At 60.1% G+C, this 15,579-nt stretch carries 12 protein-coding genes; 5 read left to right on the top strand and 7 right to left on the bottom strand.

The window, feature by feature from the left end; translation table 11 throughout:
* The first annotated feature begins 91 nt into the window (after positions 1-91).
* On the top strand, positions 92-475 hold the full coding sequence (locus P3T42_RS36250) for a hypothetical protein (protein WP_429308741.1): 384 nt from the start codon (positions 92-94) through the stop codon (positions 473-475).
* Positions 472-762 carry a hypothetical protein gene (locus P3T42_RS36245; protein WP_429308740.1) on the top strand — a complete coding sequence of 97 codons (291 nt, stop codon included), beginning with the start codon at positions 472-474 and terminating at the stop codon, positions 760-762. The genes P3T42_RS36250 and P3T42_RS36245 overlap by 4 nt, the downstream gene beginning before the upstream one ends.
* Before the next feature lie 281 nt (positions 763-1,043).
* On the opposite strand, the gene P3T42_RS36240 is transcribed toward P3T42_RS36245, so the two are convergent.
* The 4 genes from P3T42_RS36240 to P3T42_RS36225 form a co-directional block, all read right to left on the bottom strand.
* Positions 1,044-1,526: a hypothetical protein gene (locus P3T42_RS36240; RefSeq protein WP_429308739.1), complete on the bottom strand. Its 483-nt coding sequence runs from the start codon at positions 1,524-1,526 to the stop codon at positions 1,044-1,046.
* 117 nt (positions 1,527-1,643) lie between these two features.
* On the bottom strand, positions 1,644-3,719 hold the full coding sequence (locus P3T42_RS36235; RefSeq protein ID WP_429308738.1) for a hypothetical protein: 2,076 nt from the start codon (positions 3,717-3,719) through the stop codon (positions 1,644-1,646).
* A gap of 795 nt (positions 3,720-4,514) precedes the next feature.
* Positions 4,515-5,695, bottom strand: a protein-coding gene (locus P3T42_RS36230; RefSeq protein ID WP_429308737.1) for an IS3 family transposase whose coding sequence is annotated in 2 segments (ribosomal slippage) — positions 4,515-5,443 and positions 5,443-5,695 — 1,182 coding nt in all. Because the reading frame shifts where the segments join, the coding sequence is not laid out codon by codon here.
* 27 nt (positions 5,696-5,722) lie between these two features.
* On the bottom strand, positions 5,723-6,280 hold the full coding sequence (locus P3T42_RS36225; RefSeq protein WP_429308736.1) for a M24 family metallopeptidase: 558 nt from the start codon (positions 6,278-6,280) through the stop codon (positions 5,723-5,725).
* 337 nt (positions 6,281-6,617) lie between these two features.
* Between P3T42_RS36225 and P3T42_RS36220 the strand changes: the two genes are divergently transcribed.
* Positions 6,618-7,430, top strand: a complete 813-nt coding sequence (locus tag P3T42_RS36220) for a 2OG-Fe(II) oxygenase (RefSeq protein ID WP_429308735.1) — start codon at positions 6,618-6,620, stop codon at positions 7,428-7,430.
* Positions 7,431-7,622: 192 nt separating this feature from the next.
* Here P3T42_RS36220 and P3T42_RS36215 read toward each other — a convergent pair whose 3' ends face one another.
* The 3 genes from P3T42_RS36215 to P3T42_RS36205 all read right to left on the bottom strand — a co-directional run bounded on the left by P3T42_RS36215 (position 7,623) and on the right by P3T42_RS36205 (position 12,521).
* A complete protein-coding gene (locus tag P3T42_RS36215; RefSeq protein WP_429308734.1) occupies positions 7,623-9,542 on the bottom strand; it encodes a UvrD-helicase domain-containing protein in 1,920 nt (639 codons plus the stop codon).
* Positions 9,539-11,893, bottom strand: a complete 2,355-nt coding sequence (locus tag P3T42_RS36210; RefSeq protein ID WP_429308733.1) for an AAA family ATPase — start codon at positions 11,891-11,893, stop codon at positions 9,539-9,541. Before P3T42_RS36210 ends, P3T42_RS36215 begins: the two co-directional genes overlap by 4 nt.
* Before the next feature lie 280 nt (positions 11,894-12,173).
* Entirely contained in the window at positions 12,174-12,521 is a 348-nt protein-coding gene (locus P3T42_RS36205; RefSeq protein WP_429308732.1) for a helix-turn-helix domain-containing protein, read from the bottom strand.
* 101 nt (positions 12,522-12,622) lie between these two features.
* Between P3T42_RS36205 and P3T42_RS36200 the strand changes: the two genes are divergently transcribed.
* Together P3T42_RS36200 and P3T42_RS36195 are read left to right on the top strand one after the other, a co-directional pair.
* Complete coding sequence (locus P3T42_RS36200) at positions 12,623-13,399, top strand: hypothetical protein (RefSeq protein ID WP_429308731.1); 777 nt, start codon at positions 12,623-12,625, stop codon at positions 13,397-13,399.
* A gap of 87 nt (positions 13,400-13,486) precedes the next feature.
* Positions 13,487-15,472 (top strand): cell wall anchor protein, encoded by a 1,986-nt coding sequence (locus tag P3T42_RS36195; protein ID WP_429308730.1) that lies wholly within the window; start codon positions 13,487-13,489, stop codon positions 15,470-15,472.
* Positions 15,473-15,579 lie beyond the last annotated feature (107 nt).

Raw genomic sequence — 15,579 nt, 5'->3', positions numbered from 1 at the left:
AAGCCGGCGCACGCTGCCGCGCTTCCCTTCATTTACCGCGTGCATCCGGCTCGACCGGAGGGGCGTGCTCGTCCATTTTCAGGAGAAGTCGATGTTCCAACCTACCCGCCTCAAACCGCTATTTCATCCGGGCGAACTGCTCGTCTCGCACGCGGCGCTCGCAACACTGCGTGCCAACAGCGTGCCGGTCATCAGCGTCGTGCTCCGCCACATTGCTGGTGATTGGGGCATCGTGTCCGACGATGACAAACGCCAGAACGACGTGTCGATCGCGACCGGCCTGAGACTGATCTCGATCTACCGCCTGTCGGACCAGACCCGCATCTTGGTCATCACGGAGTGGAATCGCGCGAATACAACGATCGAACGCCTCGATGACGTCGTGCCCGGTAGCGCCACACGCCCGGCTCAACCGACAAGCCGTCCCTACCCCGTCTGGCCCAACGCCCACTACGCAATGGAGGGCTGCGCATGAGCTACACGAACGGCCCGCGTTTCCCGATGGGACGGCCCGTCATCACGCCGGGCGCTCAAGCTATGCTTGATGCAGCGGGAATCGAAGGTGTGCTGCTGCTCGCGCGGCACATTCACGGCGACTGGGGTGATCTGAGCGCAGAGGATCTTGCCTCAAACGAACTCGCCTTGCTGACCGGAAAGCGGGTGCTGTCGAGTTACAACCTGCCGGACGGGAGAAGGAAGGTGTGGATCATCACGGAGGCTGATCGCGCAACTACGACTATCCTGCTTCCCGAAGAGTACTGATCGAACACTTGGGTCTATGGGCGAACCTAACATGCCGTATTCGGCCGGGTTCGACCCATCTCAGCCGCTCGACACTTGTCCGGCTCCAGGTCCGTTCGTGATGTATAGCAGCCATTCGCTAAATCACCCTACGCGGATCGGCCTTCTAAGCCGAGGGTCGGGGGTTGGAGCCCATCCTTTCGAGCCAATGAAATCAAGCGCTTAGCCCGGTTTTGAAGACCGGGCTTTTTGCTATTTGGCGACCGTGTAATCGCCATGTAACCCGATTTCGTCAACGGGCGCTAGGTTGCGCCTTCGATGAATGCAATGGCCGCATGGATGATTTCGCTTTCAAGCCAGTATTGCGCAATCGGACGAGTGCGACTGGGATATTGGACGCGCGCGGACTTTACGGGCCAGCCAAAATACTTCAGCGTCATGATGTATGCGGCGAGGCGCCAGCGGCTTGTACCGAAAGTGGGCTGCGTCAGGCGCTCGCCAGTCAGCAGGCGCGCGAGCGCTTCGGCCGCCAGCGTGCCAGCGTTCGGCCAGGTCGGGTTGAACGGCTCCGGCGGGAACAGGCTGAATTGCTCGGGTGCGTGATTCTGGTTATCCGGCCACATCAGGCGGCCATTCGGCAGCTTGACCGGTCGCAGCGAGAAGCACGCGCCGCTCTGGCGGTAGCGTTTGCGGATGGACTGCGAGCGAATCGAGAGGAGCGCAGCCAGCTCCTCGGTCGTGATTGGGCGGTTCGATTGAGCCGCCGCGAGTTGTTGCATGGTCATGTGTATCACCTTCTCGCCTACCGGCGTTGAATTGAGGTGATACAGATTCTTTGCCTTACCTTTGCATTGACCGATAGGTCTGGCGGCAAGCGGCGGTTAGCGTCCGCTGTCGGCTTTTCAGCGGCGTTTCAGTCGTTTGGCCAGTGCGTCTCGGGTAAGCGCCTTTACCCGGCCGTTAGCATCCGTGTATTCCAGCGCTCCGCTGGGTGCGACGCCTGTAAATAGGCCTTCTCCGTTCAACGTTCGCTCGCGCAGATAGGGATAAACCAGATTCACGTCCGTACCTTTTTCCTTGATGGCATTGTCTATCTCAGGGTCGAGGATGTTGGTGCGCCCGGTAATTATCGAGTGGACAGTCCCCGTTTTGGCAAGCGCGGAAATGACGGTGACGTCGGCCGCGGATGAGTGGGGAGGTCGAGCGGTGTCCGCCAGCGCGCGCAATTCATCAGGCACGGTCCATTTCATCGTGTTCACTGCCCAATCGGCGAACTTCGCCAGGTACACCTCACCATCTTTATCCCCGGTCAGGGTCGGCAGCGTGCCGCCGGTTCCGGCGTGGCTTCGTGCGATGGAGAGTCTTTCCGCGATTTCGCGGGTGACGTCCCATCCGACAAAATCTAGCCCCAACAGGTGCGCGATGCCGTGCTGTATCGGGTTCAAGGTTGCCGCGCCGGGGCTGACGTTGCATGACAGGCATACCGCATCGGACAGACTCGCCTTAAGCATATGGTGCCATACGCTCCAATTCGGCTTAACGTGTGTCATACCGTTTCCCGACTTCGTCGCGGTCAGTTCATGCCCGGCGACGGATACAACTTCCCAAGCGATACAGCATTGGTCTAGATACCGCTTTGCGTCGACGATGCGAAGGCAACCAATGGCAAGTCCTGCGTTATCGTAGATGTCGCTTGTCTCGATGCCTGCCGGAGTTACGAGCGACAGTTCCTTGCGCTCTGCCTTCTGCCTGATTTGCTGAAGGTGCTGAACATTGAAGAGACTCCAGCGTGACTGAGCAGCCTGCATTTCGTTGCTTGGCTTAAATTCCGGGCGAAAATCCCAATCAGGGCTGTTCGGTGCGGCGTCGAATGGTGCGCGCCACGCTTCGAACTGAGCCGGTGAGCATGGGGCGGGCGGGTTGCCTCCGCATATCTCTCGGACCAAACGCCAATCGTCCCCGGTCAGCGGTTCAATGTTCCACCGGTGCGGGCCATCAGGCGTTTCTTTCTTCAGCGTTGCAAGCCTCTCGTCGTCGGGAATTGGGACCAATGCAAAGGCTATTTCCTGCACCAGTTCTTCAACATTCACCTTCGATGCATTGGGTAGTCTAACCGGGCGTGGCCCAAGGTGGGCAACGAGTGGCATAGATGGGGCCTCCTGTTCCCCGATAGGCCAGCATCGGGCTTCAATCGCAGCCGTCCGAACATCTGCAACGGCCAGATATTGGTATTCGCGCACGTCCATCCCGGCAACGGGGACGCCTTTCGGCTGGCTGGCGGGCAGCCCGTTGCTATGCCGGAACGGAAGGCCCAGCGCCTGGAGCCAGCGCGTCATGCTCAGTACTTGTCGATAACGGTCTTCGCCAGGCGACGGCGGATCTGCCGCCAGAATGACGAGCGCCCACGTCAGATGGTCGAGTCTGGCGAATTTCCGCTCAAGAGTATTCCTGGCCCGCTCGATGTCCGCAGCCGTGACCATCCCCTGCGCGATATCAATGAGCCGCGCTTGCGCCGCCTGCAAGTAGGCTTCGGGCTCGGCGTCGTAACGTATCCGGGCTGCGCCTATGTCAATCCGCGACATTGTGAGCGTGTCGTACAGGGAGAGGCCTTCGTCGAAAACTGCGCTCAATAGCTGGCGGTCATAGCGCACCATGACGAGGTCTCGCAGTCGGGACACCGGGTCATCTGGCTCCGCAGTATCGTGCGCTGCCATGAGTTGGGCCCGAGCATCATTCGGGTCCGCGTCTTCCGGGACGATAGCCCACGCGATGGTTGTAGATAGGATTTCAAACGACACGTAGTGACGTGCCGAGTCGTAACCGTCCTTCACACCGTCGTATACAAGCAACTTCCGAAAGGAAATCGGCGCCTTGTTCGATGCGGCCCATGCATCCAGTTCGGCCACATTGAACATTGCACCGTTCGCGTACTCGATGACCGCTCGATAGCGGTTCTCATGCTTTGCAGCAGCGTCCATCAGCACCCTTCATGCGCTAACCTTCAATCGGATGCCGCTGCCAGCCGGTGAAGGTGTCCGGCTCTTCGCTGGCCATAGCTAGGCTCGGCAGTTGATTATGGCGTAGCGAGCAAAGCCATGCACATACAGTTTAGGTCGAACGAAGCGGGGAGGCCAAGCGCCGACTTAGCAGCGTTAAATAGCGAGGGACTCTCGAGAAGGTGCTCGGGCAAAACATAGTCGACTACCATTGACGTGAGGTCGAGTGGGACCCTGCACAGATAGCACTTCATGCCATGTACCAAGAATATCGCGTATCGTTGCGCGCTGGAGAATTTATACCTCGACATGATCCAATCGTTCGTCGCCTCTCCGTAAGAACAATAGCATCTGCTCGTCTGCCCAACGCGATACAGCCACTTGTTTAATCCGTGATTTGGGCCGTTCTTCTGAATACCCAAATGTTGCCAGAAAGCGGTCAATGCCGGACGACCGCTCATGGCCGACCACGGTCCGACGCGCTCCTCACTCAACCGACCGCGATTGGTCGGAACGCCATTGAGAAAAAATCGACGGCCGATTCGACCCCGAGCATATTAGAGTTCCATCACAGCGCCCGAATTATCGAAGTAGTAGATGTTTTCGTGCTTGAAACCCCAGCGGCCACCGTGCTGGCTTATGTGAGGTTCGAAGGTAAAGCACGCTACCTCGCCGAGACGGCGATGATTCCCAGCTTCGATATACTGCCGGTCGTCTCTGTGTTGGCAGATGCTGTGGTGAGCTTCCCTCCGTTTTTCGCCTTCCGTCGGCCCCGAGTCATGCAGCGGCATCGCTGGTCAGATGAGCCTTGATCCAGTCCCGAAGGAACCGCTCCGGTGAAACCATGCCGAGCGATGAATGACGACGACTGCGGTTGTAAAACACTTCGATGTATTCAAACAGATCGGCCTTCGCGTCCTGATGCGTCCGGTAACGCGTGGCGTGAACCCGTTCGTTTTTCAAGCTGTTGAAGAAGCTTTCCGTCGGCGCGTTGTCCCAGCAATTCCCTTTGCGACTCATCGAGCAACGCATGCCGTAAGCGGCCAGCTGGCGCTGGAATTCGTGACTCGCGTACTGACTGCCTCTATCCGAATGACACAGTGCGCCTGGCGTCGGGCGGCGCCGGAACCAGGCCATGGTCAGTGCGTCCGTCACGAGATCAGCCGCCATGCGCGGCTTGATCGACCAGCCCACCACTTCCCGGTTGAACAGGTCAAGCACCACGGCCAGGTACAGCCAGCCCTCGTCGGTCCAGATGTACGTGATGTCCGCGCTGAACACCTGGTTCGGCCCGGCAGGCGTGAACTCGCGATTCAACAGATTCGGTGCGACTGGCAGTTTGTGCTTCGAGTCGGTTGTCACCCGGTAGCGGCGCTTGTGCCGTGCCCGGATGCCGTTCTCGCGCATCAGCCGTTCCACGCGTTCCTTGCTGACCGGAAAGCCGCGGTCACGGATTTCCCCGGTCATGCGCGGAGAACCGTAGGCCCCCTTGACCTCGGCGTGCACCGTCCGGATCAGCGTCAACAGTTGCGTGTCCGTCAGGCGCGTTCGTCCCGGCTTGCCGCCGCGCTTCCACGCGCGATAACCGTTCACACTGACCGACAACGCCCAGCACAGCGACGACAGCGGATATTGCCCGACCTGCTGGTCGATCCAGGCATACCTCACAGCAGGTCCTTCGCGAAGTATGCTGCCGCTTTTTTTGCGATCTCAAGCTCCATTTGCAGGCGCTTGTTCTCTGCTCGCAGACGCGACAGTTCCATCTGCTCCGGCGTAACTGGCTTCGCTCCGGCTCCGCCCAGCTTGCCCGACGCTTCGGCCTTCACCCAGTTGCGAAGCGTCTGCTCCGACATGCCCAGTTCCCGGGCCACTACGCCGAAGCCCTGGCCATCCTTGACCCGCTGGACGGCGGCCACCTTGAACTCCGCCGTGTACGCCTGTTTCGGTACTTTAAACATCCCTGATTCCCTTCCTTTCCGTCGAGTTTATACACGACCGGTTGGAAGGCGAAGTTTCAGGGGAAGCTCATGGCCAACGTTACCGAGAAAGTCGAGGTTCTCAAATCCTTCCTCACGGATCTGCGCATTGGCAAACTCGTACAGATCGTGGAAGGAAGTATCGGGGCGAACGAACGCACGCATCTTCCGATGCAGACGGCTCTCCGCCTCATATCCGGACACGAACTCCGGGGTGGTCGGTTCTACGCGTGCGACGCCTTCTTCGACGTAGAACGACCGCGCACAGTCGCCCCAGATATCGCCACTTCGCGGACTAAGATCGACCGTCACAAGGTTTCTCAAGCCGACAGGTTCCGTGCTGGGCTCGTACACACGCCCCGACAGTGAAGCCTTGCTACGAGAACCCAATAAAACAAACGCCGGACAGTTGTAGTACCACGTGTCTGGATAACCGCGTTCAGCAAGCATGGCCGCCGCTGCGGTTGCGATCGAAGTCTCCGTGGACTCGGGTGTTATATGTCCAACCAACTGTTGCAATACATCTTTGGCCGCAGCTTGAACGGGTTTGTTTAACGGGATCGGCAAGACAAGCTCCGTGGTTTCAAGGTACGTTCGCGCAGGTTCGACCCGCGATTGTCGGCCATCTAAGCCTCCGTGTCGAAGGTCCGTTCCTGGCCGGTCACAGCCTCATGCGATCTGCATACCCACCCAGGCTGAACCTCGTAAGGGCCACGGCTCGACAGAACGCGATCCGATCCCTCCGTTAGGTCCGACGGCGCCCCTATGGCCGTTGTCACGTAATAAGCATCGGCCTAAGCCTTCGCTCGAGCATCAAGGGTCGATTTGTCCGACTCGTGTAGACTGCGCCGTTGTCCCAACAGATCGGCTACCTCGACCCGGTTCTTCCTCTTGGGTCGGGCGTGTGTCAACGCCCGCGTTCGACGCGACCCCACCAACGCTTGATGGTTTTGACCAGCTGGTAGCAGGCCGGAGCGAGTACTCGATCGAGCCGCCAGCGGAAGAACAAATAAAAAGGGATGCGTTTCTGGAACACCCCCTGATTGAAGCGGAAATCGAATTGCTGGATGATTGCCGGATCGGCGACGCCGCTCCGGGCGAGGCAATCGATGTCTCGACGAATTCCCGATCCGGCGAATTCGACATCGCGACAAGCACGCTCGCCGTCAATGGCTGGTGTGTCGTGTCGAACTTTTTGTCACAGACCCAGACACAGGCATTAGCGACCGAATGCATGGCGATGTACGCGGCCCAGCTGCTGACACCAGCCCGTGTGGGGGCCAACCGCGCCGCCACGCTTTTGCGCGGCGATAGTACGCGCTGGTTCCAACCCGACGCGCTGAGTCCGCGGCAGCAGGCGTTCGTCGATCGCATCGAAGCGCTACAGAACGCGCTCAACCACGACCTGTTTTTAGGTCTGGTCGATAGCGAATCACACTACGCGGTATATCGGCCAGGTACCGGATACGCACGCCACCTCGACCGCCTGCGTAATAACGACAGCCGCGTGATTTCCGCCGTGTTCTACCTCAACGAAGCGTGGCAGGACGCCGAGGGTGGCGCACTGCGGCTCTACCTTGCCGATCAGACATATCACGACGTCATTCCGCGCGCCGGAACGCTGCTGTTGTTTCTCTCGGCACAATTTGAACACGAGGTGCTGCCCGCGACGCGCGATCGCATGAGCATCGCGTGCTGGATGAGGCAACGGGTGTAAGACCGGCAGCACGCGGACCCATTGCCGCCGTTCGAATTACTACCGCCTATGTCCGTTGTGCAGCGGAAAGCGGGCCTTCTCGGCTGCCCCGTCACTGGCTGCTGCCAAACGCATTGCTGCCTTTCGCCGCGCGAGTGCCAAATTTGTGCGCGCGACTTGCAGACCAGTAGCCACGGGATAGGCTGCGTCGATTTAGTTGATCAGTTCGACCTCGTCTTGTCCGAACCATCCGTACTGGAGGATGGCACTGCGAGCCAGCGCTGGATCCGGCGAGTAGTAGACGATGGCCAAGCTCTTCTCGGCCCGGCTGCAGGTCACGTAGAACAAACGGCGGGTGCGGTCCGAACCGCTCTCTCGGCCGGCGGCTTCATTTTCAAGGTCCGCCTTTGACTTCTCCTTGGTACCGAAGAATTTGTCGTAGGCAAAAAGAAAACCTCGCGCCTCGTCGTCATTGATCACGACCAGTACGCGTGGGAACTGAAGCCCCTTGACGCCCTGATGTGTCGCGAATTGCGACTGTCCTCGCGCGTACAAGTCGTAACGCTCGATCTGGCTCAGTGGTGCCTCAAGCGCTTTGCTCCATGCGCTCAGCTCAGGACTGATGTCTTCGGCTTCTCCGTCATCGGTGCGCTCCACCTGATCTCCCCGCCCTGCGTTGTCCTCGGCCGCCACAGCCTTGGCGTCACCGGAAACGAAGGGAGTCAGTGTGTCCGGGATGGAAAACAGACCCGTCTGCGCGACAAACTCGAGCACAGCCTGAGCATTGATCTCAGGCTGTTCCGTGATCAGCGCCAGAAGCCCGTCGCACGCCGCCTTAGCCTTGCCGAGCTGCGCGACCTGATTCGATCCAGCCTCTTCAAGCGCTGCGCGATCCAGAAGGGGCGACGACGCCTTGATGATCGCAGTAGCCCCGAAGCGGTCGTTCGCACGAAGCGCCTTGACCAGCGGCAACACGTCCTTGGTGAAGAATCCAAGACCTGCTCCGGCGCCTTGAAGCAGGCTCGTCCTGAGGTTGTCGATCGCCCAAAGCGGCTCGAAGAATTCCGCGAAACCGAATCGCCTAGCAGACATCAGGTGCTCAAGGGCGAGCGTCTTCACCGTGTCAGAGTTCTGCCACGCCGGGTCACCAGCGATCGTCGCCATACGCTGGCGTACTGCCGCTTCAATCGCGAAGGGGTTGGCGCCCGCTTGGGGCGCGATGAAGACCCGGACCACACCCTTTTCAGCGTCGCTGCGGGGGACCTGTTCCTCGCCATCGACATCGTGGCGGATGCTGTTGATAACCTCGACGACACGGGACGGGCACCGGTGGTTCATCCGCTTGCGAGGCATGGCCCACCTGGCCGGGATGGCCTTGTCCAGCCGCTCTTTTCCGTCCGAGTAGATGCGCTGCATCATGTCGCCGAAAAGTCCCAGGCTGAACCGGCCATGGAACTCTTCCTCCAGATGCAGGAAGGCGTCCATGAGCGCCTTGTTCGTGTCTTGGCTCTCATCAATGAGCAACACCGGACACCTGCTGACCAACATCCGCCGCAGCCCAGGTTTGCTGGTCAGGAAGGCCGCCGTCATGGCGATGACCTCCGAGTGGTTCAGAGAGTCGCGCGTTCGGTTGTCGCTGGTCGGGCTGTAGATGAACTTAACGATGGAATCCAGACGCGCCAGGCGGCGACGTTTGCTCTCCATGGATCGAAGCCGTTCAACGCCCGCTTTAGTGTTGGGGCGACCCTTCTTGTGCTGCTCCTCAAGCTCTCCAATCTCCTTTTCAAGGTTCTTGGCGACCCACTGACGGATGTCGGCGTTGAAGCCCTCGATTAGCGACCATGAGAAGGCATGGATTGTCATGACCTCGACGCGAGGATCGAATTCAAGGCGTTGCTTGATTTCGTCGCAGGCGGCGTTGGTGTAGGTGATGACGCCAACCTTCTTGCCGGTCAGGGTAAGTTGCCGGCCGTGCTCGCCATCGATCGTCTTTCTGACGGCGCTGACCAATGATCGCGTCTTCCCTGATCCAGCACCTGCGTACAGGAAAAAGCTTCTGGGCTTACCCAGGTCAAGACACGCGATGATGGTTGCGTCGGCCTCGGCATCGAATTGATCGTCGGCGGCCGTCATGGCTTCGCTCCCGGCCCAAGACTCGCGGCGGTGGCGACTGAAACGGCCGTGGCCGGCGCCGTCGTCAAGATTTCCACCTGCTTCTTCTTCATCTGTTCCTGCAGCCACTCCAGACCCTCGGCGATGTACTGCGGCACCTTAAGTTTGTTGAAGTCGTCCGCCATCAAGACGTCGAGAGCGAATTCGGCCTTCTTGCCGTCTTTGAGCGCGGTGTACATGCTGGCACCAACTGCGGTTGCACCGCCACCCTTGGCGATGGCAGCTCGGAACTTGGCGTTCAATCCCGGGCCGGCAAACGCAGCGAAGAAGGCCACGTTCTCGAACACCAGAGCGTCCTCAAAGGTGTAGGGGTAGGCGGTCTCCTTGGCGGCCGAGCCCGGCATCGTGACCTCAACGGGTGTTTGGTACGCCACGCGCACTGCGAACAGCGTGTCGCCGGCATCAGTTATCGTCTTGGCCGCCGGCGTCGCGCCGATAAGGGCGTCGACGTCGTCCAACGCTGGCACCCATCTCTTTAGGGTGGAGTTGTTGGTTTTCTGGCCTGCGCCCAAAGCGGGTTGAACTGATGAGCCCCCCGTCGCAGTCAGGCTGTCCAAGTCGGTGACGATCAGCGTCAGCAAGCCCAGATGATCGATCAGCGGGCGCAGACGATGGGCGTGGCTACCACCAATCTCCAGCAAAGTGACGTAGCTCTGATGCAGCACCTTGTAGTGGGCCCGAATGAAGTTGGGGATGAGCATGCGCTCAGCCGGTCCCTCGACGAGGATCGCTGCGTCGGCGAAAAACAGGTCGGCGTGCTGTGCACGCAAATACCGGGTGACGAAGCGCTCGGTCTCCGTCCCCTCCCCGAAGACCTGCGACAGGTTGACCACCGTCGACACCGGCACCTTGGCCACCATGCCAGCCGGCAGTCTCCGGAAATACCGCAGGCTCGCAAAGGGCGTCTCATGCGCAACGTGACTCGAATGCGTGCTGACGATCAGTTGCGTACGCAGTGCGTCGCTTTCCCCCAGCTCTGGGCGCCTACGCAGCACCTCGTACGCCTTCTTGATAAAGACTTGCTGCACCTGCGCATGCAAGTGAGCTTCAGGCTCCTCCACGAGAACCAGGTGGAGTGGTTCAATGCTCGCAGCCCCGGAACTCTTGGACGCTTTACCGACGCGCATCCAGGCATCGCGAAAGCTCATCAGCCGGAAGATCATCGAAATGAGGTTCTGGTAACCCAGTCCGTTGCTGCCCTCCGGCAGCAGCAGGATGGGCGTAACCGCACCCGCATCCGATACCACGTCGACCTCGAAATTGACCGCCGCGCTGTGGTTCAATCCATCGATCGCACGCAAGCGTGTCGATACCCGCGGACGCGGGTCGCTGACACCCGGATAGCCTAGGCCCGCCACCTCGGTAAAGCATTCATTAAAGCTTTCCATCAGCTTCAGGTCAAATGCATCCTCAGCCGCCTCCATGGCTTGCAGAGCCTCTAGGTCCGTGGGATCGGGCCCCTTTGCTGGATCCAGATGCTTGGCGTAGTAGCTTCTGAGTTGTTCAGAGAGCCGCGTACCGCCCGCCGAGGGTTGAAACTCGCCCTCATCTTCGCCCCCATTAGGGATTTCGCCGAAGCCGCGTTGCGCAGGGATGTCATGCACCTTGATCAGGCCACTGAGAGGATCGCCCTCGATCGGCAATGCCGATGCCGGAAGCGACTGCGGCAGGGCCCGGAGCTTTTCAGGGTTGGCAAGTAGCGCTGGATCCAGCGGATAGGCCCGGATCAGGAACATCGAGGTCAGCCGCTTGGTGAGGAAGTCGACCAAGGTTTCGGGCCAGACCGTCAACTTGGGTGAGGGCGCCGCGCCGGCAGCCTTAGCGGCTGCGGCTGCCGCAGCTGCTGCACGCATGGCATTGGCTTCGGTGACCGCGGTGATGAACTCCTTGAATAGTGCTTCGAGGTCTTTGGGCTCGTAGCGCAGTCGCACTCCCAGCCGCCCGCCGGTCCAGTCCATGAGCGGGACCAAATCTCGGACCCGGTGGACCTCGTCCTCCTTGACCTGCAGCCAGAGATCCAAGGCCGGCAGCGCTTGCACCCAGGGATCCAAGGTGAGGTCAGCCACGCCCCCCTCTTGGTTCGCCCGAAGCCACGCTTTGCCGAGGTCCACGAGCACCGGCAAGTGGCACAACGTGAAGTCGTGGATGTCGAACGGACAGCGGCGAGGCGTTAGGAAGCGCCGTAGGGCCAACATAGCTGACGTCTTGCCGCTGTTGTTCGCACCGACGAACAGCGTCGTCTTGAGCGACAGATCCACGCGGGCCGACAAGAGCTTCCTGAAATTCGCGATCTCGACGAATTCGATGTGCATTTCGCACCTTCCCCTTTGCAGCATGTAATTTTCGTAACGTTAACCGAAGCATGAAGCCACGGATAGCGGGGGCAAGGCCTCGGAACCAATTGCGGCTCTCGCCACAATTCAACGTCTTTTATTGAACGCAGCGGACATTCGAAGCCAAGAATCGAGCGACTGCATCCAGCCCGAAGCGGAAACCGCTGCGCGCACTCTCCACGACTACTGCTGGCCGAGATCGGCCTGATGTTCCCCACTGATATTGGCGGCACCCGCGTCAGCAATCGACTCGATCCCCTCAGCGGCGCGCAAGGCGACCAGCCAGACGCTCAACAATCTCGACGACCATCGCTCGGTCATTCCCGCTGAGCTTCGCCAGAAGCTGGCCGACGTATTTCCCCTGATCACTGCTGCGCGTGCTCGCCCCGGTCAGCAGATCGGCCGCATCGCACTCGAAGATTTCAGCCAGCTCCACCAGCCGGGCAACGGTCGGCATCACAAGGCCGCGCTCCATACGCGAAACCGCCTCGTTGCCGATCCCGAGCATCTCTGCGACCTGCTCCTGCGTCAGGCCGCTCTCCAGCCGGTGCTTTGCGATCGCCCGGCCGATCAGGCCGGCAAGCTCATCCAGATCAACCTGCGTCATGTGTTCTCCCATTCGACTTGAATGGTTGAGCACACGACCTTTTAAATTAAGGACTTTGCGAGTTGATACTAAACTTCTAGCGATGAATTGCCGTTATCCGCTTGAACGACACCATCAACTTCTTCACCAAAACCTTACAAAATGGAAAGAGACATTACCGCATGAAGAACCGCCGCTACACCCGCATTCCTCACCTCGTCGCCCTCACTGCGCTGACCGTCCTGCTTGCCGCATGCGGCAATGATGGTCCATCGACCAGCGACATCAAGGCGCGGTTCAATGCCAATCTGTCTGGCTGCGACTACGTCCACCTGAGCGACTTCAGCCGCGAAGGCGATGAACCGAAACACTGGGTACAGAAGGGCACGGACCTTAACGGAAGCGACGTTGAGCGCGACTGGACGCAGGACCGCATCAAGGTGAGCTACACCATCTCGCTCGACGACATTCCTGACGTAAAAACGGCTGTTGCCAACTACATCGACTTCACCAGCAAGGCGAAGGCACTTCGCGCGGATGCCGATGCGAAACAGCAAATCGTCTCGGCCGGTGAACTGGCTGCTGGTTATCACGCTGACGGCACGTCTGCCGCAAACGACTATCTTGCCGCGCACCCGGATCAAGTCGCCGCAGCGCAGGCAGCAGATCAAGCGGCACAACAAGCCGCCGATGACGCCAGCAAGCTCGGCGCTGCGCCGTGGCAGATTGCAGCCGGCGCGCTGCATCAGGTTTGCCCGAGCATGAAGGGCGCAGGCATCGTCGCGAAGCTGTTCTGGACTCCGCAAACTGATCCGGCGACTTACGGAACGGCGGTATCACGTCAACTCACCGAAAGCATTCTCGCCTCGAAGATAGACGGAGGCGACTGGATGTATTGAGCGCGATCGATGATCGGAAAGAGATTGGGAATCAACTCCTTGAGTTGGCTCCCTCCACCGCAATACTCAACCACAAGGACCATAAACATGAAAGAACGATCCTTCACGGGGATTGCTCAGCTTGCGCTGGGCGCTTCACTAGCATTTTCTCTTGCAGCATGCGGCGGTGGCGGCGGCTCCAGCGCATCAACGTCGAACCAGCCGGTTACTGCCGCCGCGACGTCGATGACCGGCACCGTCGCCATCGGTACCGCGCTGACTGGCGCGACGGTCACCGTGACTGATGCGAACGGCAAGACGGTTTCGGCTACGTCGGGTGCCAATGGTGCCTACAGCGTGTCTCTGACCGGACTGAGCGCGCCGCTCCTGATCACCGCCGCCGATCCGTCCGGCGTGTCGGGCACGCTGTATTCCGTCGTCGCCAGCGCCAACACCGCCAATGGTGCGCCAGTGACGGCGAACATCACACCGCTGACGACGGCCATCGCGGCGCTCATGACTCAGTCAGGTAATCCGGCCGATCTGACTGGTAACGCATCGGCAATCACGTCGTCTGCCGTTACTGCGGCAGAAACCACGCTCGACGCCGCGATCGCGCCGATCCTGTCGGCCAATAGCATTCCAGCGTCATTCGATCCCATCGGCACGACCTTCACCCCGAACCAGGCGGGCGCAGATGCAGTGATCGATTCCGTCTCAGTCACGCCCTCGGCCTCGGGTTCCGGGCTGCAGATCACGAGTCTTGCCAATCCCAATGCGGCAATCCAGCTCAACTCCAGCACGAGCGTATCGACCGCACTGACGGCCCCCGCCCAGCCGGCGAACTATCTGGCGAACCTGCAAACCGCGCTGGCCGCCTGTGCGTCCGATGTCCAGGGCGGCGCCACGGATACCTCGGATAGCAACTGCACGTCGGCAATCGATGCGACTTACCTGAACAACGGAGACGGCACGGGCGTCGCCGGTTTCGCAAAACGTCACACGCTCTTTACCAAGGGAACGGTACTGACTGGCATCAAGACGGTCGCATTCGTCCCGGCTGGTACGCTTGCCGGCATCAGCAATCCGGCTGCGCTCGTTTATCTGCTGATGACCGATCCGGACGGCACGCCGGACTTCGGCATGGATTACGTGCAGCGGTTGCCCAACGGCCAGTGGGACATCATCGGCAACCAGTTGCAGGACAGCACCTACATTGCGTCGTTCCTCGGCCGTGTTCAGTACACGGATTCGGCGGACACGGCCAACGCGCACTACGAGTCGGGTCTCGACGTCCAGATCCCATCTTCGGTGAAGGTCAACGGTACAGCCACGAGCGTCGGCTCTGCCGTGGTGACAGGACCGGGGTTGCCCTCCGACGGCCTGTGGTTCCAGACTGCTGGCAACGGCACCGGTGCTGGCTATCTGGAAATCCCGACGGGCACGCTCACCGCGCCGCTCACGAGCACGAGCACGGGCAATCGCGTCAACGGCGGCATGTCCACGACCTACAAGTGGGCTTGGGCGCCGGTCTCGGGTAGCACGACGTCGTTCTCGCCAAGCGGTCTGCCGGAATATGCGTCGTCGTCGCAAGACGTTTCGGTGATCCAGAACTTCGGGGTCTATACCGTCACGCTGTACGACACCACCGGCACCGAGATCCGCTCGGAGCAGATCCAGAACATCGCCCGCAACTACGCAGCAGCGGCAGGCAACACGGTAGCGTGGCAGACACTCGGTAGCGATGTGATCGCAAACTACCTGACGCCGGGCGGTTCGGGTACGCAAAGCGCACCAGGCACGTCGGCCACGCTCGACTGGACGACACCAGCCAGCTCGTTCTATCCGAACTTCTGGGCGTCGATCAATTCGCTCGGTCTTGCCCAGACCAGTATACCGGCCACCACATACAACGCGACCGTATGGGGATCGAGCAGCGGCAACACGCCGTCGCCGTTGACCTTTAACACGCCGTTCACCGACGTGCTGACCTCGACGGCAACCGCGACGGCAGAGCAAGCCGTGCAGGTTCAGCTCGGCTGGCAGGCTGATGGCGAGTATTACGTGAACTCTTGGCAGTATGGCAATCCGTAACACTGGCCTGTAGGCGCAGAGGAACCCACGGCAACACGGGTTCCTCTTTTTTTTGCCATCGTTCGCGAGCTTCCAGCCGCTCGGCTAAGCGAATCCAGCTGACTTGA

The organism is Paraburkholderia sp. GAS38, assembly GCF_050434965.1.
Lineage (GTDB): Bacteria > Pseudomonadota > Gammaproteobacteria > Burkholderiales > Burkholderiaceae > Paraburkholderia > Paraburkholderia phenazinium_A.
Note: the sequence above shows the minus strand (reverse complement) of the source record. Positions and strands in the feature narration are given on the sequence as shown.